Origin of the sequence: Leisingera thetidis, assembly GCF_025857195.1 — a bacterium.
GTDB classification, from domain to species: domain Bacteria; phylum Pseudomonadota; class Alphaproteobacteria; order Rhodobacterales; family Rhodobacteraceae; genus Leisingera; species Leisingera thetidis.
The window spans coordinates 2,429,885-2,448,926 of record NZ_CP109787.1; the positions used below are offsets into that span (position 1 = coordinate 2,429,885).

The 19,042-nt window shown below is 65.7% G+C and carries 18 protein-coding genes; 7 read left to right on the forward strand and 11 right to left on the reverse strand.

Annotated features, from left to right (window positions below):
* Positions 1-81 precede the first annotated feature (81 nt).
* Entirely contained in the window at positions 82-1,293 is a 1,212-nt protein-coding gene (locus OKQ63_RS11650) for a multidrug effflux MFS transporter (RefSeq protein ID WP_264210246.1), read from the forward strand.
* Between the two features lie 75 nt (positions 1,294-1,368).
* Positions 1,369-2,757 carry a helix-turn-helix domain-containing protein gene (locus OKQ63_RS11655; RefSeq protein ID WP_264210247.1) on the forward strand — a complete coding sequence of 463 codons (1,389 nt, stop codon included), beginning with the start codon at positions 1,369-1,371 and terminating at the stop codon, positions 2,755-2,757.
* Positions 2,758-2,787: 30 nt separating this feature from the next.
* Here OKQ63_RS11655 and OKQ63_RS11660 read toward each other — a convergent pair whose 3' ends face one another.
* The 6 genes from OKQ63_RS11660 to OKQ63_RS11685 all read right to left on the reverse strand — a co-directional run bounded on the left by OKQ63_RS11660 (position 2,788) and on the right by OKQ63_RS11685 (position 9,982).
* A complete protein-coding gene (locus OKQ63_RS11660; protein ID WP_264210248.1) occupies positions 2,788-3,048 on the reverse strand; it encodes a hypothetical protein in 261 nt (86 codons plus the stop codon).
* A 300-nt stretch (positions 3,049-3,348) separates the two neighbouring features.
* Positions 3,349-3,588 carry an HP1242/YdcH family protein gene (locus OKQ63_RS11665; protein WP_264210249.1) on the reverse strand — a complete coding sequence of 80 codons (240 nt, stop codon included), beginning with the start codon at positions 3,586-3,588 and terminating at the stop codon, positions 3,349-3,351.
* 164 nt (positions 3,589-3,752) lie between these two features.
* Positions 3,753-5,408, reverse strand: a complete 1,656-nt coding sequence (betA, locus tag OKQ63_RS11670; protein ID WP_264210250.1) for a choline dehydrogenase — start codon at positions 5,406-5,408, stop codon at positions 3,753-3,755.
* Between the two features lie 210 nt (positions 5,409-5,618).
* Positions 5,619-7,076 carry a betaine-aldehyde dehydrogenase gene (gene betB, locus OKQ63_RS11675; protein WP_264210251.1) on the reverse strand — a complete coding sequence of 486 codons (1,458 nt, stop codon included), beginning with the start codon at positions 7,074-7,076 and terminating at the stop codon, positions 5,619-5,621.
* A 62-nt stretch (positions 7,077-7,138) separates the two neighbouring features.
* Positions 7,139-8,647: a choline-sulfatase gene (betC, locus tag OKQ63_RS11680; RefSeq protein WP_264210252.1), complete on the reverse strand. Its 1,509-nt coding sequence runs from the start codon at positions 8,645-8,647 to the stop codon at positions 7,139-7,141.
* Between the two features lie 126 nt (positions 8,648-8,773).
* Complete coding sequence (locus OKQ63_RS11685) at positions 8,774-9,982, reverse strand: BCCT family transporter (protein ID WP_264210253.1); 1,209 nt, start codon at positions 9,980-9,982, stop codon at positions 8,774-8,776.
* Positions 9,983-10,141: 159 nt separating this feature from the next.
* Between OKQ63_RS11685 and betI the strand changes: the two genes are divergently transcribed.
* Entirely contained in the window at positions 10,142-10,717 is a 576-nt protein-coding gene (betI, locus tag OKQ63_RS11690) for a choline-binding transcriptional repressor BetI (protein ID WP_264210254.1), read from the forward strand.
* Between the two features lie 10 nt (positions 10,718-10,727).
* Here betI and OKQ63_RS11695 read toward each other — a convergent pair whose 3' ends face one another.
* From OKQ63_RS11695 to OKQ63_RS11710, 4 genes are all read right to left on the reverse strand, one after another.
* On the reverse strand, positions 10,728-11,726 hold the full coding sequence (locus tag OKQ63_RS11695) for a DUF1036 domain-containing protein (RefSeq protein WP_264210255.1): 999 nt from the start codon (positions 11,724-11,726) through the stop codon (positions 10,728-10,730).
* Between the two features lie 66 nt (positions 11,727-11,792).
* On the reverse strand, positions 11,793-12,668 hold the full coding sequence (locus OKQ63_RS11700; protein WP_434086009.1) for a DMT family transporter: 876 nt from the start codon (positions 12,666-12,668) through the stop codon (positions 11,793-11,795).
* Positions 12,669-12,796: 128 nt separating this feature from the next.
* On the reverse strand, positions 12,797-13,729 hold the full coding sequence (locus OKQ63_RS11705) for a pirin family protein (protein ID WP_264210256.1): 933 nt from the start codon (positions 13,727-13,729) through the stop codon (positions 12,797-12,799).
* An 84-nt stretch (positions 13,730-13,813) separates the two neighbouring features.
* A complete protein-coding gene (locus tag OKQ63_RS11710; RefSeq protein ID WP_264210257.1) occupies positions 13,814-14,416 on the reverse strand; it encodes a LysE/ArgO family amino acid transporter in 603 nt (200 codons plus the stop codon).
* An 89-nt stretch (positions 14,417-14,505) separates the two neighbouring features.
* Between OKQ63_RS11710 and OKQ63_RS11715 the strand changes: the two genes are divergently transcribed.
* From OKQ63_RS11715 to OKQ63_RS11730, 4 genes are all read left to right on the forward strand, one after another.
* The gene (locus tag OKQ63_RS11715; protein ID WP_264210258.1) at positions 14,506-15,435 is read left to right on the forward strand and encodes a LysR family transcriptional regulator ArgP; all 930 of its coding nucleotides are present in this window, start codon (positions 14,506-14,508) and stop codon (positions 15,433-15,435) included.
* Positions 15,407-16,099, forward strand: coding sequence for a nitroreductase family protein (locus tag OKQ63_RS11720; RefSeq protein WP_264210259.1), 693 nt, complete (start codon positions 15,407-15,409; stop codon positions 16,097-16,099). The genes OKQ63_RS11715 and OKQ63_RS11720 overlap by 29 nt, the downstream gene beginning before the upstream one ends.
* Positions 16,100-16,187: 88 nt before the next feature.
* A complete protein-coding gene (locus OKQ63_RS11725; protein WP_264210260.1) occupies positions 16,188-17,024 on the forward strand; it encodes a hypothetical protein in 837 nt (278 codons plus the stop codon).
* A gap of 87 nt (positions 17,025-17,111) precedes the next feature.
* Positions 17,112-18,113 carry a DUF1036 domain-containing protein gene (locus tag OKQ63_RS11730; RefSeq protein WP_264210261.1) on the forward strand — a complete coding sequence of 334 codons (1,002 nt, stop codon included), beginning with the start codon at positions 17,112-17,114 and terminating at the stop codon, positions 18,111-18,113.
* Positions 18,114-18,240: 127 nt separating this feature from the next.
* Here the strand turns inward: OKQ63_RS11730 and OKQ63_RS11735 are convergent, their stop codons facing one another.
* Complete coding sequence (locus tag OKQ63_RS11735) at positions 18,241-18,981, reverse strand: YebC/PmpR family DNA-binding transcriptional regulator (protein ID WP_264210262.1); 741 nt, start codon at positions 18,979-18,981, stop codon at positions 18,241-18,243.
* Between the last annotated feature and the right edge of the window lie 61 nt (positions 18,982-19,042).

Genomic DNA, 19,042 nt, shown 5'->3' on the forward strand with positions numbered 1-19,042 from the left:
CTTTTGACGCAGCGGCAACCTTATGCCCGGCCATGCAGAGGACTGATGGACAAGACCGGCCGACTGCTCTAACCGGATGGTATGTCCACATATAATTCCCGCGTGTCCGGCCAGCGGACGCCTCCGCGCATTTTCACCCTGATCCTGCTTGCCGGGCTGTCGGCGCTTGGCATGAACCTGCATCTGCCGTCGCTGGCGGGGATGGCCGAGTATTACACGGTCGACTACCGGGTGATGCAGCTGTCGGTGGCGCTGTATCTTGCCGGCAATGCGGTGGTGCAGATCTTTGTCGGGCCGATCTCCGACCAGATGGGGCGGCGGCCGGTGATCCTGACCAGCATCGTGCTGTTCCTGCTGGCCACATTGGGCTGCATCTATGCGCCGACGGCGGAGCTGTTCCTGCTGTTCCGGGTGGCGCAAACGGCGGTGGCGGCGACCATGGTGCTGAGCCGGGCCGCGGTGCGCGACATGTTCGACACCAACGAGGCCGCCAGCATGATCGGCTATGTCACCATGGGCATGGCGGTGGTGCCGATGATCGGCCCCGCAATCGGCGGTTTTCTGGACCAGTGGATGGGCTGGAAAGCCAATTTCTGGATGCTGTTCCTGGTCGGCGCGGCAACGCTGGCGATCACTTTCACCGATTTCGGCGAGACCGCCCACAAGAGCGGCAAGACGCTGATGGCGCAATTCCGCGAATACCCGGAGCTGCTGCGCTCGCCGCGGTTCTGGGGCTATTCGCTGTCCTCCGGCCTCGCCTCGGGCGCGTTCTTTGCCTACCTGGGCGGCGCGCCGTTTGTCGGCACCGAGGTCTACGGGCTGAGCACCGCGGAGCTGGGGGTCTATTTCTCGGCGCCGGCGATCGGGTATTTTGCCGGCAACTTCGCCTCCGGGCGCTATTCCACCCGGATCGGCATCAACCGCATGGTGCTGTGGGGCTGTGTCTTCAATGGCGGCGGGGTGCTGCTGTCGCTGCTGATCGCAATGGCGGGCGCCGACAGCGTGCTGACCTTCTTCGGGCTGATGTGCTTTGTCGGCCTCGGCAACGGCATGGCGATCCCCAATGCCACCGCCGGGGCCATTTCGGTGCGGCCGCATCTGGCGGGCACCGCCTCCGGCCTCAGCGGCGCGATCATGATCGGTGCGGGGGCTGTGCTCAGCGCCCTGGCCGGCTGGCTGCTGGTGCCGGGCTCCACCGCGGTGCCGCTGCTGGCGATCATGTTCGGCACCGCCCTGTGCGGGCTGCTGGCGATCGTGCTGGTGGTGGTGCGGGAGCGGCAGATCGGCGCATGAGGGCTGCGGCGGGCTTGCGGCCCTGAATTTGCAATTATACCATTCGCAGGAAATGGATTTGCAAAGGCACGCCCCATGGCCACCCAGAAACTTTACGCCGGCGCCAAGCTGCGCGAAATGCGGCAGCGGCTGGAGCTGACGCAGAAGGATTTTGCCGCCAAGCTGGGGGTGTCCCTGCCCTATCTGAACCAGATGGAGAACAACAACCGGCCGGTGTCGACCACGGTGGTTCTGGCGCTGGCGCAGGAATTCGGCATGGATGTGACCGAGCTGAGCGCCGGCGACAGCGAGCGGCTGGTCAGCGACATGCGCGAGGCGATGGCGGATCCGGTGTTTGCCGATGATGCGCCGCCGCTGGCGGACCTGCGGCTGACCGCCTCCAATGCCCCGGCGCTGGCGCGGGCGTTTCTGTCGCTGCACCGGGCCTACCGGCAGACCCATGAGCGGCTGGCGTCGCTGGACGAGGCGCTGGGGCGCGAGGATGCCCGCATTCAAGCGAGCCCCTGGGAAGAAGTGCGGGACTTCTTCCATTACTGCGACAATTACATCGACGCAGTGGACCACGCGGCGGAGCATTTTGCCGCCACCAATGATATCCGCGCCGCGGCGGTGGCCGAGCTGGAGCGCGGCGGGGTCACCGTGAAGCAGACCGAGATGGAGGGGCTGCGCCGCTATGATGCGGAGACCGGCGTGCTGCATCTGTCCAACCGCTCCGCGCCGCAGACGCAGCTGTTCCAGATGCTGCTGCAGGTGGCCTTGCTGCGGCAGAACGCACTGCTGGAAGCGACGCTCGATTTTGCAAAGTTCCAGAGCGAGGAGGCCCGCGCCATCGCCAAGATCGGTCTGGCCAACTACTTCGCCGGGGCGGCCTTGATGCCCTACACGCGGTTCCTGCAGGCGGCGCAGGCCTGCCGCCATGACCTGGAGCTGCTGTCGATCCGCTTTGGCGCCTCGATCGAGCAGATTGCCCACCGGCTGTCGACGATGCAGCGGCCCGGCGCCAAGGGGGTGCCGTTCTTCTTCGTGCGCGTCGATCAGGCCGGCACGATCACCAAGCGGCACTCCGCCACACGGCTGCAGTTTGCCCGTTTCGGCGGCGCCTGCCCCTTATGGAACGTGCACCGGGCGTTCGAGACCCCGGGCCGGTTCCTGCGCCAGCTGGCGGAGACGCCGGACGGGGTGCGCTATATCTCGCTGGCGCGGGATGTGTCGAAACCGGGCGGCTCATTCGGCGCGCCGGTGCGGCGCTATGCGATTTCGCTGGGGTGCGAGGTGCGCCATGCCGAGGCGCTGGTCTATGCCGACACGCTGGATGTGAGCCAGGACAGCGCCTATGAGCCGATCGGCATCTCCTGCCGCATCTGCGAGAGGAAGGACTGCCACCAGCGCTCGGTGCCGCCCCTGGAGCGGCGGCTGACCATCAACACCGACCAGCGCGGCGTGCTGCCTTATGAGGTGAGCTGAGGCCGGCCCGCGCGTTACGGGGCGGCGCAGTCAGCCGCGCAGGCGGTCCAGCAGGCGGGCCATCAGTGCGCGTTCCGCCTTGACCGCCGCTTGCGGCGGCTGTTCGGGCTGGTCTGCCGGGGCCGTCCGCCACTGGCGCATGCGGTTTGGGGCAGGCTCCTCCGCCTCTGCCGGGACCGCCGCGTCTGCCCTGACCACGTTTCGGACCGCTGCAAGGATTTCTGCATCGGAATGCTCGGACGGCACCCCCTCGATCTCCTGCCAGCGCCCCGGCTGATAGACCTGTCCCATACGGTTACTCCTTCGCACGATACTCCGCAGCCGCCGCTTTGAGGCCGGACCCGGGCTGCAGGCTATACATAGCGCCTCCGGTCATGATTTTGACGAATTTGCCTTAAATTCACCAAAATTCCCTTGTATCCGGGATGGGTTTTTCAACAGCCGCCGGGCTGCGCGGCAATTGTTTCCGGTCCAGGATCAATCCGGCCGCCGCGACTCGCACTGCACCGAAGACAAGGCGGCCGGCCTGCGCCGGACAAAGAAAAGAGGCGCACCGGGCGCCCCTTCTGCGAAAGCTCTGTCTGCAGGCCCTTACGCCCTGGACAGGATCCCCCAGATCTCATCCTTCAGCGCGGCGCGCTGCTTGCGCATGTCGGTCTCGGCCTGGGCGCTGACCGGCTCCACGCTGGTTTCCGCCCGGTGCACGGCCCGGTTCACCGCGTGGTATTCATCCGACAGTTTGGCGAAATGCGCATCCGTCTGTTTCAGCCGGCTCATCAGCGCCGCTTTTTCCGGGAATTCCTCGGCCAGTTCATGGGGCGTGTTGGACACCTGCCTGCTCCTTCTTCCTAGGGTCGCTTGCAGGGTATTGCCTGCCCTGCCCGGCCGCTTTGACGCGGATCAAGAGATGCGGGAAAGGTGCTGATTTTCAGGCAGAAAGTAAGCCGCCCGCACAAAGGGGAGGTGGCGGGCGGCTTGCTGGCAACGCAACAGGATCAGCGTTGCGCTTCGCGCCAGTTCGGGTTGAACCACGGCTCTGCATTCGACGATGGCAGGCGGCGGCCCAGGATGTGGTCGGAGGCCTTCTCGCCGGTCATGATCGAGGGGCCGTTGAGGTTGCCGTTGGTGATGCGCGGGAAGATCGAGCTGTCGGCAACGCGCAAGGACTCGACGCCGATCACCCGGCAGTCCGGGTCGACCACCGACATCGGATCGTCCGCCGCGCCCATCTTGCAGGTGCCGCAGGGGTGATAGGCGCTTTCGACATGCTCGCGCAGGAAGCCGTCGATCTCGTCGTCCGTTTGCAGGTCCGTGCCGGGCTGGATCTCATGCTTGAGGAACGGCTTCATCGCGTCCTGGGCAAAGATTTCGCGGGTCAGGCGCACGCATTTGCGGAAGTCGATCCAGTCCTGCTCGGTCGACATGTAGTTGAACAGGATGTTCGGCGCGTCCTTGGGGTCGCCGGAGGCCAGCGTGACCTCGCCGCGCGAAGGCGAGCGCATCGGGCCGACATGGGCCTGGAAGCCGTGGCCCTCTGCCGCCGCCTGGCCGTCGTAGCGGACCGCGATCGGCAGGAAGTGGTACTGGATGTCGGGGTAGTCCACGCCCTTGTCGGAGCGGATGAAGGCGGCGCTTTCGAACTGGTTGGAGGCGCCGAGCCCTGTTTTGGTGAACATCCACTGGGCGCCGACATAGGCCTTGCCCACCAGGTTCCAGTATTTGAACAGGGTGATCGGCTGCTTGCAGGCGAACTGGAAGTAGAATTCCAGGTGGTCCTGCAGGTTCTGGCCGACGCCGGGACGGTCGGCGATCACGTCGATGCCGTGTTCGGCCAGATGCTTGGCCGGGCCGATGCCTGACAGCATCAGCATCTTGGGCGAGTTCAGCGAGGAAGCGGCCAGGATCACCTCCGCATTGGCGCGGATCACCTCGACCTTGCCGCCGCGTTCGATCTCGACGCCCACGGCGCGGCCGTCCTCGATCACCACCTTGCGGGCAAGCGCGCGGATCATATCGCAGTTTTCACGTTTCAGCGCGGGCTTGAGGTAGGCGTTGGCGGCGGACCAGCGGCGGCCCTTGTAGACCGTCATCTCCATCGGGCCGAAGCCCTCCTGCTGCTCGCCGTTGTAATCCTTGGTGACCGGGTAGCCGGCCTGCGAACCGGCCTTGACGAAGGCGTCATGCAGCGGGTTGTCGCGGGGGCCGCGGGTCACATGCAGCGGGCCGTCCTTGCCGCGCCAGTCCGGATCGCCGCCATGGCCGCGGCCGTTCCAGGTTTCCATCCGTTTGAAGTACGGCAGCACGTCGGCATAGGACCAGCCCGCCGCGCCGGAGTCTGCCCAGTGGTTGTAGTCGCCCGCGTGGCCGCGCACGTAGACCATGCCGTTGATCGAGGAGGAGCCGCCGATCACCTTGCCGCGCGGGCAGACCAGCTGGCGGCCGCCCAGATGCGGTTCGGGCTGGGATTTGTAGCCCCAGTCATAGAGCGGCATGTTCATCGGGTAGCTGAGCGCCCCCGGCATCTGAATAAACGGCCCGGCATCACTGCCGCCGTGTTCGATCACCAGCACCGACCTGCCGGCCTCGGACAGCCGGTAGGCCATGGCACAGCCGGCCGAGCCGGCACCGACAATCACATAATCCGCGTTCATCGCTTCTCTCCATTGCGGTTCCGGGCCGGGTCAAGGATGCCGCGAGGCACCGCGCCTGGCGCGGCTTGTCCTTGAGGCGCCCGAATCCGCCTCATCATTGGTCTGGTCCGCTGAGGACGCAGCGCGCCCTCAACGGGCTTCTCAGCAAACCCTTCCCCATTGCCCTTTCGGGCAACGGGGCGGGTGGGTGGGCGTTGCCCGAAAGGGCAATCAGAACGCCGCTTCGACGTCGCCCATGCGCACGTAGACAGACTTCACCTGGCTGAAGTGCTTGATCGCCTCTTTCGAGTTCTCGCGGCCGACGCCAGACGCCTTCACCCCGCCGAACGGCGCCTCGACCGGCGCGTCGTTGTAGGAGTTGATGAAGCAGCTGCCGGCCTCCAGCTGGCCGATCACCCGGTGGGCGCGGCTGAAGTCGTTGGTGAAGACACCGGCGCTGAGACCGAATTCGGTGTCATTGGCGCGGGCGATGACTTCTTCCTCGGTGTCGAAGTCCAGCACCGACATCACCGGGCCGAAGATTTCCTCGCGCGCGATGGTCATATCGTCGGTCACATCGGCAAAGACGGTGGGCTGGATGAAGAAGCCCGGCAGGTCGGCGCGGTTGCCGCCGCAGATCAGGCGGGCGCCCTCTGCCTTGCCCTTCTCAACGTAGCCCAGCACGATGTTCATCTGGTTCTCGGTGACCATCGGGCCGAAATTTGTGGCCTCGTCCTGCGGATCGCCCAGCACCGCGGCGCCGGTGCGCTCGGCCAGGCGGGCCAGGAATTTCTCCTTGATGCCCTTCTGCACGAACACGCGGGTGCCGTTGGAGCAGACCTGGCCGGAGGAGTAGAAGTTGCCGTTGATGGCGCCGCCGACGGCGTTTTCCACATCGGCGTCGTCAAAGATGATCAGCGGCGACTTGCCGCCCAGCTCCATGGTGACGTGCTTCATGCCTGCGGCGGCGGCGGCATAAACCTTCTTGCCGGTCGGCACCGAACCGGTCAGCGAGACCTTGTCGACGCGCGGATCGGTGACCAGCGCGCCGCCCACTTCGCCCATGCCCTGCACCACGTTGAACACGCCCGCGGGCAGGCCGGCCTCGTGCAGGATCTCGGCCACTTTCAAAGCACACAGCGGAGTGGTCTCGGAGGGTTTGAACACCATCGAGTTGCCGCAGGCCAGTGCCGGGGCGCCCTTCCAGCAGGCGATCTGGGTCGGGTAGTTCCAGGCGCCGATGCCGACACACAGGCCGAGTGCTTCGCGCACGGTATAGACCCAGTCCTCGCCCATCGGGATATGCTCGCCGGTCAGGGAACCTGCGAGGCCGCCGAAGTATTCCAGCGCGTCGGCGCCGGAGGTGGCGTCAGCGACGAGGGTTTCCTGCAGCGGCTTGCCGGTGTCGTAGGTTTCCAGCACGCTGAGGTCGCGGTTGCGCGTCCGCATGATGTCGGCGGCGCGGCGCAGGATGCGGCCGCGCTCGGTGCCGGTCATCTTCGCCCAGGCCTTTTGCGCGGCTTTGGCGGTGGACAGCGCCTGCTCCACGATTGCGGGCGTGGCGGCGTGGACAGTGGCGATCTGCTCACCGGTCGCGGCATAGATCACCGGGATCGGGGTGCCTGCGGTGTCTTCGACGTATTCGCCGTTGATGAAATGGCTGGCTTTGGGTTGAGCGGGATGAGTCATGTTTTTATGCCTCCGGCGGGGATATTTAGGGCCAGAAGAACTGGCGGGATGCGGATTTCGGGTTATTCGCCCCGGGGAAAGCGTTTGCTTTCCTCGAGGGTGTCGAGATTCATGTGGTTGCGCATGTAGCGCTCGGAGGCCTTTTGCAGCGGCTGGTAGTCCCAGGGGTAGTAGCCGCCCTGGCGCAGGGCCTCGTAGACGACCCAGCGGCGGGCCTGGCTGGCGCGCACCTCTGCGTCGAAGGTGTCCAGGTTCCAGCGGGCCTCGGATTTGGCACGCAATGTCTGCAGCGTGCCGGCATGGGCCGGGTCGTCCGCCAGGTTGCTGAGCTCATGCGGGTCGGCCTCCAGATCGAACAGCTGATCCGGGTCCAGCGCGCAGCGGTTGTATTTCCACTTGCCGTAGCGAAGCGACACCAGCGGCGCATAAGACGCCTCGGCCGCGTATTCCACAGCAACCGGTTCGCTGCGCTCAGAGCCGGTGGCCAGCGGCACCAGGTTCTGGCCGTCGGTCCAGGGTTCGATCTCGCCCATGTCCACACCGGCCAGCGCCCCCAGGGTCGGGGTCACGTCCAGCGTGGACACCGGGGTATCGATCCGGCCCGCAGGCAGATCCGGCGCCGAGATCATCAGCGGCACGCGGCTGGAGCCCTCAAAGAAGCTCATCTTGAACCACAGGCCCCGCTCGCCCAGCATGTCGCCGTGGTCGGAGACAAACAGGATGATCGCCTCCTGCCTTGTGGTTTCCAGCACGTTCAGGATCTCGCCGATCTTGTCATCCAGATAGGAGATATTGGCGAAATAGGCGCGGCGGGCGCGTTTGATGTGGTCTTCGGTGATGTCGAAGCTGCGCCAGTCGTTGGCGTCGAAGATCCGCTTGGCGTGGGCGTCGTGGTCCTCGTAGTCCATCGCCGGGACCTGCGGCAGCAGATGCTCGCAATCCTCATAGAGGTCCCAGTATTTGCGGCGCGCCACATAGGGGTCATGCGGATGGGTGAAGGAGACGGTCAGCGCCCAGGGGCGGTCGTCCAGCCCGCGCGACAGCTCATACAGCTTGGCGGTGGCGTTGTAGGCGACCTCGTCATCGTATTCCATCTGGTTGGAGGTTTCCGCCACCCCTGCCCCGGTGACCGAGCCCATGTTGTGATACCACCAGTCGATGCGCTCGCCCGGCTTGCGGTAATCCGGGGTCCAGCCGAAATCGGCCGGGTAGATGTCGGTGGTCAGCCGGTCCTCGAAGCCGTGCAGCTGGTCGGGGCCGACGAAATGCATCTTGCCCGAGAGGCAGGTGTAGTATCCCGCGCGGCGCAGGTGGTGGGCATAGGTGGGGATATCGCTGCGGAACTCAGCCGCGTTGTCGTAGACGCCGGTGCGCGAGGGCAGCTGGCCGGACATGAAGGAGGCCCGCCCCGGCGCGCACAGCGGCGACGCGGTATAGGCGTTGGCAAAGCGGGTGGAGCGTTCCGCCAGCTTCTTCAGGTTCGGTGCATGCAGCCAGTCGGCGGGGCCGTCCGGGAAAAGTGTCCCATTCAGTTGGTCAACCATCAGGATCAGGATATTCGGGGCACTCATCGCGGACCTCCCAAGTATTGGCGATGTTTCGTTGCAAAGGCGCCTGGCAGGCCCGAAGGCGCCGCCAGGCAGTTGGAGGCTGAACCATCTATTCGGGGAAACAGGGGTTCAGCCGGGAGACCGCCCTTAGTGGGCCGCCTTGATCTTCTCGAAGTCGAGCGTGTTCTCCTCGGGCGAGGCGTCGATGCTCATCACTTCGCTGCGCTTGTACAGGGCGATATAGGCCAGGCAGGCCACATAGATCCCGATCACCGCGGTGCCGATCCACTGGATCTGCAGCCACTGGCTCTGGAACGCCAGGGTCAGGGCAAAGAGCACAACCGCATTGCCCAGCACATACGGAATGGTGCCGAAACGCTTGGCCGAAAGGTTCAGGTTGTCGGTGTAGAGGCGGATCAGCGAGTCAAAGGAGTTGACCACGAAGATGATGCCCACGGCAACCATCGAGACGTTGATCAGCAGCGTCGTCTCGATGCTGTTCAGGTGGTAGTAGTAGAGCACCGAGAACCACACGCCCAGCGGGATCGACGGGAACACCAGCAGCGCCGCCAGAACCTGCCAGGTGCGCAACCCGCCGACAAAGCGCGAGGTGAACTGGCCGATCATGATCGACCATGCGAACCACCAAAACAGGTAGAACTCATGATAGTCGGTCAGCGGCAGCACGAATTTGTGGATGTTGGCAAAATAGCCGCCGATGTTGGAGGCGGTATCGGCAAAGGCGCCCAGCCCCATGCCGGCATAGGCCCACATGCCCAGGATCAGCGCCGCAAACAGTACGGTGGAGCCGATCGACAGAATGCGCACGTACTTGATGTCGGTGGAGGAGAAGGCGGCAAACAGGATCACCAGGAAGGTGATGACATAGAAGGCCGGGATCACCGTCTCGCCGTCGCCCATGAAGGTGGCGTAATACGGCAGGTAGATCAGGAACAGCGCGCCGGTGAAGGCGCAGGTGCCGATGATGACGATGTTGTTGATCCATTTCACCAGCGGGATCTCGAAGAACTTCACCCGCGGCTCGATCACGCAGAAGTAGAAGGTCGTCAGGAAGTAGAAGCCCCAGATCAGGAAGCCCCAGAAGCCGAATTCCAGCGCCAGCGGGTTGGTGAAGCCATAAGCGGGCTCCGCCGCGGTGTCCGCATAAAGCGGGAAGTCCCAGGCCAGCGGGAACATGATCAGCCCCACGTCCAGACCGGAGGTGAACAGGATTGCGATGAAGGTGAAAAGGTGAACCGGGGTCACGCCGACGTTGCGGACGTTCCACCACTTGATCACGCAGAACGCCACCAGCGCAAAGGCCAGCAGAATCCCGAATGAGATTATGTAGGTCATATGTCCCTCCCATTTCCGGGCGGAAGCCGCCCATAGACATGGAATGGGTACATAACACAGCCGGCTGACTGGCCAAACGATTTTTTAAACGGCCATTCAAGTTTTCAATTCACGCTAACAACAGTTGAAACGGCGCCCCAATTGCCGCACAACTTTGTCATGAGCAGGAAACGCATCCGGGACATCCGCAACGAAGAGCTGATCGAAGCCACCATCGTCGCCGTGCACAAGCGGGGCTACGGGGTTGTAACCATGGCGGAAATCGCCAGGGAGGCCGGGGCGTCGGCGGCCTCGATCAACTATTATTTCGGCTCCAAGGAAGGGCTGATGGAAGCCACCATGCTGCATCTTCTGGGCAAGCTGCGGCGGGCGATGTGCGCAGGCTACGCCACCGCGCGCACCCCGCGCGAGCGGCTTTACGCGGTGATGGATGCCAACTTTGCCGATGGTCTTTATACCGTTCCCCAGTGCAGCATCTGGATGCAGTTCTGGGCAAATGCGCCTTATTCGCCGCGGCTGAGCCGCCTGCACCGAATCAACCGGGCCCGGGTGCGCAGCCATTTCCTGGCCGAGCTGAAGGCGCTGCTGCCGCCGGGCCGGGTGGAAACCGCGCGCCAGGCGCTGCAGAGCTACATGGACGGGGTCTGGCTGCAGGCGGCGCAATCCGAGGAGCCGCTGGACCCGCAGGACGCGCGCGCCGCGGCGCACCGGGTGGTGGATCTGGTGATTCCCTGACTGCGGTGCCTCAAGGCAGCCGCCGGTAGTCGAGCCGGATGCCGCGCGGCAGGTAGACCAGCGTCATGCTGCCGCTGGTCAGGGACTGGATCCGGTAGCAAAGGCTGGTGCCGCGCAGGCTGTCCCAGGCCATCAGGAAATCACCGGTGCGGTCCGCTCCCCGGCAGCTTTCCTGGATCGAGACAAACTCGGGGGTCATGCGCCTGCCCGCGTAGCTGACCTGGCGGACGGCGCCCGAGATGGAAAACCTGTCCTTCGGGTTCCTCACTGACAGCCACTCCCCCTGCATCTGCTGCAGCATCCTGTCGAACCGGTTCGGAGCCCGCGGCGTGACACTCTGCAGGTCCAGCGCGCCGGATGTGCCGAAAAGGGACGTCATTTCTCCTTCGATGGCCAACGGGGCGCCGGGCAGCAGTCCGAGCAGGAAGGTAAACACGGGGTCGGACACCTGAACCCGGCCCTCGCTGCCGATTTCCAAACCGCCTCCGACAAAGCGGCAGGCCACTGTTTCCGGTGTTGCCAGCGGCTTGCAGCCCTGAAAGACCACTTCCGCCGCAAAGGGCAGCCCGGCGGGAGCAGCCTCGGCGGCGCTCCCGGTGACCGCCTGGGAGCGGGTACTGAGCAGGATCCGCTGGTCTGCGGGCTTTGCCACCGCTTTGGCAAATCCCTGCTCGGCATAGCCCAGGGCGGCGCAATCGCCGTGGTCCGCGGCCCGGAACCGGCCCGGCGCGGTGCAGAACCGGATACTGTCGTCGCGGAACCGGTATCCGGGACTTTCGGTACGGAAATAGAAGAACCTGCCCTGGTACCCGTCCGGCACCGGTTCGAAGCAGCCGCCCGGCACCACGGGCTGCCAGCCCTGTGCAACCCAGCTGCCATTGGCGCGGGCAGCAACAGCCAGATGATGCAAGGCCTCCGTATCGTTGCAGATACGGATCCGGGCTTCACCGGCCGGCGCTTTGAGCAGGGCCGCCAGCAGCAATCCGGCCAGCCAAAGGAATTTTGCCATCTGCAGCCCCCGCGTGCGCCAACAAGAGCGGGAAACCGTCCCGGGCTTGCGGCATCCCTGAGTCCATCAAACGCCGGTTGCGTTACCGGAAGGTGTAAGAGCCTTCTTTTTGATCCTGGCTTCACGCCAGGAAATGAAGCTGACCGCAGACAGGATCAGCCCGCCGCCGGACACCACCCAGATATCGGCCGGTTCCCCGAACACCAATGCGCCCAGCAAGGTGGCCCAGAGCAGCTGCAGGAAGGTGACGGGCTGGGTCACCGACACCGGTGCCGCGGCAAATGCCAGGGTCATGGTGTAGTGGCCTCCGGTGGCAAACAGCGCGACCAGCAGCAATATGCCGGTTTCCGCCAGTGTCGGCGTCACCCAGACCGCCAGCGCAAACGGGGCCAGCCCGATGGTGACAAAAACCGAGAGCATCGCCACCACAACTGCCGGGCTGTTGCTGCCCACGGTGAACTTGGCAATCAGGTAGGAGGCGCCGAAGAAAACGGCAGTGAACAGCATCGCGACATGGCCCGGCGTGACCTCGCGGAAGCCCGGCCTCAGGATGATCGCGGCACCGACCAGCGCCACGGCGATGGCGGTGATCCGGCGGAGCGCCAGTTTCTCGCCCAGAAACAGCGCCGCGCCCAGGGTGACATACACCGGCGACAGGTAATTCATTGCCGTGACCTCGGCCAGCGGGATCTGGGTCATCGCAAAGAACCACAGGATCACCCCCGCCGTATGCACCGCGCCGCGGCCTGCAAACAGCGCCCAGAGCCGCGGTGTCAGCCGCGCCCTGCGCAGGGCGCCGATCATCGGGATCAGAAACACCAGCCCCAGCAGGTAGCGCAGAAAGGCGCTTTCGGCCGGCGGGATGCGGGCGCCGAGATATTTGACCAGCGCCGTCACCGCGACAAAGCAGAGGCCGGTCATCACCATCCAGAATACCCCCATCAGGGGGCTCTGGCTGGCTGGGGCACTGTCTGCGGTTTGGCTCATGACTGCGACTTGAACACCCGTTGGAGCACCGGCGCAAGACTTCACATGTGAAATATTTCCGGGCGGCCCGCCGCCCGCCCGTGTCACGGCAGCGGAATGTGCTCCTGATCATCGCCGGGCGGCAGCTGGAAGCGTCCGTGCTGCCAGTCGCCTGCGGCCCAGGACGCCTTGGCCGCCTCGATCCGGTCGCGGGAGGAGGCGACGAAATTCCACCAGATGTAGCGCGGCCCGTTCAGGGTCTCGCCGCCCAGCGCCATCAGCCGGGCGCCCGCGGGGCCTGCGGTCACGGTGATCTCGTCGCCCGGGCGGAACACCATCATCCGGCCGGCCTCGAAGGTTTCGCCTGCGATCTCCACCGAGCCTTGGGTCACATAGACACCCCGGTCCTCGTAATCGGAGGGCAAGGGCAGCCTGGACCCGGCCTGCAGCACAACATCGGCATAAAAGGTTTCAGAATAAAGCGTTGCAGGCGCTTTCTCACCCCAGGCGGAGCCGAGGATCAGGCGCACCGCCTTGCCCTCTCCCTCCAGCAGCGGCAGTGCTGCCTTGCCGTGATGCTCAAAGGCGGCTGGCACGTCCTCGTGGCTGTCGGGCAGCGCGATCCAGGTCTGGATGCCGAACAGGCTGCTGGCGCCCTGGCGGGTGGCGGCAGAGGTGCGCTCGGAATGGGTGACGCCTTCCCCCGCCACCATCCAGTTCACCTCGCCCGGGTAGATCATCTGATGGGTACCTAGGGAATCGCGGTGCTCGAACTCGCCCTCGTACAGATAGGTGACGGTGCCAAGGCCGATATGCGGGTGCGGGCGCACGTCGATGCCCTGCCCGGTCAGGAACTCGGCCGGTCCGGCCTGATCGAAGAAGATGAACGGCCCCACCATCTGGCGGCGCGGCGCGGGCAGCGCGCGGCGCACCTCGAAGCCGCCGATGTCGCGGGCCCGCGGGATGATCACCGTTTCGATGGAGTCGAGATCGCCCGCGTCGGGGCATTGCGGTTCCAGTGCCGGGTTCCAGCTCATCCTTCCCTCCTGTCAGCGGCTGCAGGGAAAAGGTAGCGCGTTTCTGCGCGGGCGTTAGGGGGCCGCGCGCACAGGCACTGTTCGTCACATCAACAGGAGCTTGGCGGCAATGGCCCACATGGTGAGGCCGACAATGGCATCCAGCACCTGCCAGGCGCGCGGGCGGGCAAAGACCGGGGCCAAAAGGCTGGCGCCGTAGCCGAGCGAAAAGAAGAAGGTGAAGCTGGCGATGGCGGCGCCGGCGGCAAAGACCAGCGGCTGCGGATACTGGGCGGAGATCGAGCCGAGCAGCACCACGGTGTCGAGGTAGACATGCGGGTTCAGCCAGGTCAGCGCCAGCACGGTGGCCAGCACCGGCAGCAGCGCGGCGCCTGCCCCCTCCTGCGCGGCTTCCAGAGTTTCCCCGCCCTGCCAGGCGGCGCGCAGGGCACGGGCGCCGTACCAGATCAGGAAGGCGGCACCGCCCCAGCGCATCGCCTGTTCGAACCACGGCAGCGCCAGCGCCAGCGAGCCGAAGCCGAACACGCCCGCGGTGATCAGCACAGCGTCGGAGCCTGCGCAGGTGAGGCAGATCCAGAACACGTGCTGGCGCCGCAGCCCCTGGCGCAGGACAAAGGCGTTCTGGGCGCCGATCGCCATGATCAGGCTGAGGCCAAGGGCAAATCCGGCAAGCAGGCTGGGGGGCATCGCTGTCTCCATTGGTGTGCTGGGATTTGACTAGGCGCTGCCGCGCCGTTAATCCAGTTAAAGAGACTTAAGCCAGATTAGAGTTGCTAATGCAGATGGATCCCAGCCAGCTGGCGGCGCTGAGCGCGGTGCTGCGTCTTGGCGCGTTTGAGGCCGCGGCGCATGCGCTGGCGGTGACGCCCTCGGCCGTCTCGCAGCGGATCAAGGCGCTGGAGGACCGCATTGGCACCGCGCTGGTGCTGCGCGGCGCGCCCTGCACCGGCACTGCCGCGGGCTTGCGGATTGCCAAACATGCCGAGGACATCGGCCTGTTGGAGGCGCAGCTGGCGCGCGAGCTGGCGCTGGAGGCGGGCCAGGGCCCGGTGCGGCTGCGGATTGCGGTCAATGCCGACAGCCTGGCGAGCTGGTTCATCGGGGCGATGGCAGACGTGGACGGCGTGCTGTTCGATCTGCTGGTGGATGACCAGGACCACAGCGCGGACTGGCTGAAGCGGGGCGAGGTTTCGGCGGCGGTGACTGCCAGTTCCAAGCCGGTGACCGGGTTTGACGCCTTTCCGCTGGGCACGCTGGACTATGCCGCAACCGCCAGCCCGGCGTTCATGGCGCGCTGGTTCCCCGATGGGGTGACACCGGAGGCCGCGGCCCGCGCGCCTTGCTTGATCTTCAATGCAAAAGACAGTCTGCAACGGCTGTGGCTGGAGCGGAATGTGGCGCCCGGGCTGGCGCCGCCCGCCCATTTCCTGCCTTCCACCCAGGCTTTCATCGATGCCGCTGCGGCGGGTCTGGGCTGGGGCATGAACCCCTTGGCGATGGTCGCAGGCGACATCCGCTCCGGCCGCCTGGTCCCATTGATTGCGGACACCGCGCTGCCGGTGCCGCTGACCTGGCAGGTGGCGCGGGTGATGGCGCCTGCCCTTGCAGAGGTGACCCGTGCGGTGCAGAAATCGGCTAGACTGTATCTGACGCAAAGCCAAACCGGAAAGCCCGCCCATGTTCTCGAAAGACGCTCTCAGCTATGATCCGCTGCCCCTGCCCGACCGGGCGGCCTATTCGGACGCGCAGATGCAGGAAAAGGCGGCAGAGTTTCTGGCCCATATGCAGCGGCGCCATACGGTGCGGGATTATTCAGACCGGCCGGTGCCGCGGGCGGTGATCGAAACCTGCATCCGCGCGGCCGGCACCGCGCCCTCGGGGGCCAATCACCAGCCCTGGTTCTTTGCCGCGATCTCCAACCCGGAGCTGAAGGCGCGGGTCCGGGCCGAGGCCGAGGCGGAGGAAAGGAAATTCTATGCGGGCGGCGCCGGCGATGAATGGATCAAGGCGCTGGAGCCGATCGGCACCGATGCCGACAAGCCGCATCTGACCGCCGCGCCCTGGCTGATCGTGGTCTTTGCACAGCGCTGGGGGGAATTCAGCGACGGCAGCCGGTACAAGAACTACTACGTGCCGGAAAGCGTCAGCATCGCCACCGGCGTTTTGCTGACAGCGCTGCATACGGCGGGGCTGTGCGCCCTCACCCATACCCCGAACCCGATGAAGTTCCTGAACGGCGCCCTGGGGCGGCCGGCCTCGGAGAAGCCCACCATGATCATCGCCGTCGGCCATCCGGCGGCGGACGCCACGGTGCCCGCCGTTGCCAAGGTGAAAAAACCGCTGCAGGAGATTGCCGCATTTGCAGAGTGACCCCGGCCGCAGGGGACCGCAAATTCCAGGTGTTCCAGCCGGTTTGCCGGCACGGGAATTGTGCCGTCTGCGGCAGGCGGCAAGGCTGATGCGCGCCCCCGCCTCCCCGCGCCGCAGCCTGGTTCTGCAGGTGGTGCTGCCGCGGGCGGGGGTTGTGGCCGGGTGGCTGGCGCTCAATCACTGGATCCGGCTGCCGGTGCCGCTGGCTTATGCGCTGATGGCCGCGGACGGGCTGTTTCTGCTGTGGCAGGGCCGGGCCTTTCAGCTGAGCGCCGATGCGCATGTGCGCAGCACCGGGGCGATGGCGCCGGTCTGGGGCGGCTGGCTGGTGCTGCTGTTTGCAGGCTTCGCCGCGCTGACATTGTGGTGGGATGCGCTGCTGATCGCCAGGGCGGTGGAACAGCCCGCCTATGCCGAGCAGCGGCGGCAGGCGCGCGAGGCGCTGTACAGCCTGACGGTGTCCGCTGACGGCCGGGTGCTGGTCCTCGAGGGCGAGATCACCTTCGGGCTGACCCGGCGGATGGAGCAGATGGCGGACCGGCACCCCGGCCTGCACCGGGTGTCCCTGACCAGTCCCGGCGGTCTGATCGCGGAAGCCCGCGGCGCGGCCAGGCTGATCCGGGAGCGCGGACTGGCCACGCGCGCCGAGGGCCTGTGTGCTTCGGCCTGCACCCTGATGTTCGCCGCCGGCCGCCGCCGCAGCCTGGGGCGCGGGGGGCGGCTTGGCTTTCACAGCTATGCGCTGCAGTTCGAAAGCGGCCTGCCGCAGATCGACCTGGGAAAGGAGCAGGAAAAGGACCGCGCTTTTCTGCTGCAGCAAGGGGTGAGCGCAGAGTTTGCCGACCGGATCTTCGCCATCTCCCACCAGAACCTTTGGGTGCCCGGCACCGCGGCCTTGCGGGCCGGCGGTGTCCTGACCGACTAGCAGCCGGGCTGCGGGGCATCCGGGTTTTCCTTGCCGCCCCCGGCATTCCCGCCTAGCGTTTCAAGCATCAGCCGGGGGACATTGAAAATGAAGCGCATTCTTTTGGCCGCGGGTCTGGGACTGGCGGCATCGCCGGCCTTGGCCGGGCTGGAGATCTGCAACAACGCGGGGCAAAGCCTGAGCCTCGCCATCGGCTATTCCAGCGGCGGCGGCTGGGTCTCGGAAGGCTGGTGGACCATTCCGGCGGGCGGCTGCAAAACGGCGGTCAGCGGCGATTTGAAGACACGCTACTATTACTACCGGGCCGATGCCGGCGGCGCGGTTCTTGCCAGCGGCGATTACACCTTCTGCACCTCCCCCGAGCCCTTCACCATTCACGGCGACACCCAATGCGGCCCGCGCGGATATGAGACGCAGGGGTTCCGCAGGCTGGACACCGGCGAAACCGCCAGGCATTTCACGCTGACGCTGAATGCAGCGGCTGACGCGCCGGCGGCCCCGCCCCCGGCCGCACCGCAGGCCGGTGCGCCGGGCGCCTATGGCGAACCTTATTCGGACAATGTGACCCTGCAGGGCTGCTCTATCGAAGGCCAGCGGGCGTGCAGTTTTCATGCCGGGGGCACCAAGTTCCTTGTCCGCGATGACGGCCGCACGCCGCGGTTGGTCTTTTCCGTCATGGAAGCACTGGACCCGGGAACGCCGCTCACCGTGCGGGGCGATCTGGAGGCCGTTTACGACCGGACAGCCGATGTCGTCCTGCGGGATGCCGCGGTGCGGCCCTGGACCGAGCATGACGGGCTGCTGAACAGGCTGCAGGGCCATTGGTATTCGGTGGAGGATCCCAATGCGCAGTTCACCGTTCTGGGGGCGGAGCGGGACAACAGCTATGATGGCGCCGATACCGGGCGGGACTACCTGTCCGTCTCGGAGCGGTGTTTTGAATTCGAGGGCGGCGGACCGTATCTGCATGCGCGCGAAGAAGAGACCGGCGAGGATTACTGTTATGTGATCGACCATGCCGGCCGCCAGGAGCTGACGCTGATGCATCTGCCGCGCGGCACTGTCCTGCGCTACCGCAAGCTGGACTGATCCCGGCGCGTTTCCCAGTGCCTTGGCCGGGAGGGGGCACTGCCCCCTCGGCAATGCCTGCGCCCGCCGGGGTCAAGGACAGGCCCGCAGGAGAAGCGGGCCTTCAGCCTTGCGGGGCAGCAGCCTCTTAGAGCTGCGCCATGACCTCGTCGGAGGCTTCAAAGTTGGTTGTGACGCGCTGCACGTCGTCGTCGTCTTCGAGCGCGTCCACCAGCTTCATCAGCTTCTGCATGCCTTCGAGGTCCAGCTCGGTGGTGGTGGAAGGTTTCCAGACCAGCTTGGTCGACTCGGATTCGCCCAGCTCCGCCTCCAGCGCGCTGGAGACGTCGTTGAGGTCGGTGTCGGCGCAATAGATGATGTGGCCGTCCTCCGAGCTTTCGACATCCTCGGCGCCCGCCTCGATGGCGGCCATCATCACGGTGTCCGCATCGCCGGCAGCGGCCGGATAGGTGACTTCGCCCTTGCGCTCGAACATGAAGCCGACCGAGCCGGTCTCGCCCAGGTTGCCGCCGTTCTTGGAGAAGGTGGAGCGCACGTTGGAGGCGGTGCGGTTCTTGTTGTCGGTCATCGCCTCGACGATCACCGCAACGCCGTTGGGGCCGTAGCCCTCGTAGCGGATCTCGTCATAATTCTCGGCATCGCCGCCGATGGCTTTCTTGATCGCGCGCTCGATCACGTCCTTGGGGACGGACTGGCTTTTGGCCTCTTTCACCGCGAGGCGCAGGCGCGGGTTCTTGTCGGGATCGGGGTCGCCCATCTTGGCGGCCACGGTGATCTCCTTGGCCAGCTTGGAAAACAGTTTCGACCGCGCCGCGTCCTGACGGCCCTTGCGGTGCTGAATGTTCGCCCATTTTGAATGGCCTGCCATGGTGCATCCTTGCTGCTGTAAACTTGAATTGGCGCTCATATAGCCCGTGCCGGCGCCTGCT